We start from the raw sequence: 529 nt of genomic DNA on the forward strand, positions 1-529 counted from the left end.
CGCAACATGTTCGCCCAGGATGGGCATTTCAATATGGTGCCGTATCGGGTGATGGAAAACGAGTGGTCTGATTTCGCGCGGTACGGGGCGCGGTTAGAGGTGGAGATCGATCCGGATGCGCCGATCGTGGGAGGGAGGCCTAGCACGGTGAAAGTCGATGGAGAAGCGTACTCGGCCAGGACTGGACGTCTCCTCCGTGAGGCTCACTTCGAAAACATATTCCGCAATGACGGTTCACAGTCGTATCAAAGGCGATTCTTTAAACGGAAAATTATTGAGCTGCTAGATCACGCAGATCGGAGTGACGGTTAGTGGACGAGGTTGAGGACATGTTGCGTCGAGTTGGTATGTATTTGGCGCGGAACGTCGTTAATTCTGGTGGTCCGCTGTTTGACGGGGACTGGGATACATATATGCTAATCAAGCACTTTTCTCCTGGCCATATTTCCGGTACTAGTACTACAGCCGTAGTTTGCGGTCATTGTGGTGATGACCTGCGTTTTTGGTGGCATTGGCGGGCTCGTTGTTG

At 52.6% G+C, this 529-nt stretch carries 1 protein-coding gene; it reads left to right on the top strand.

Going from position 1 to position 529, the window contains the following annotated elements:
* The coding region (locus tag ACLQ3C_RS21490) for a hypothetical protein (RefSeq protein ID WP_425707120.1) at positions 1-312 on the top strand (312 nt) is incomplete at its 5' end.
* Positions 313-529 lie beyond the last annotated feature (217 nt).

Origin of the sequence: Gordonia sp. DT30, from assembly GCF_049844915.1 — a bacterium.
Classification (GTDB): domain Bacteria; phylum Actinomycetota; class Actinomycetes; order Mycobacteriales; family Mycobacteriaceae; genus Gordonia.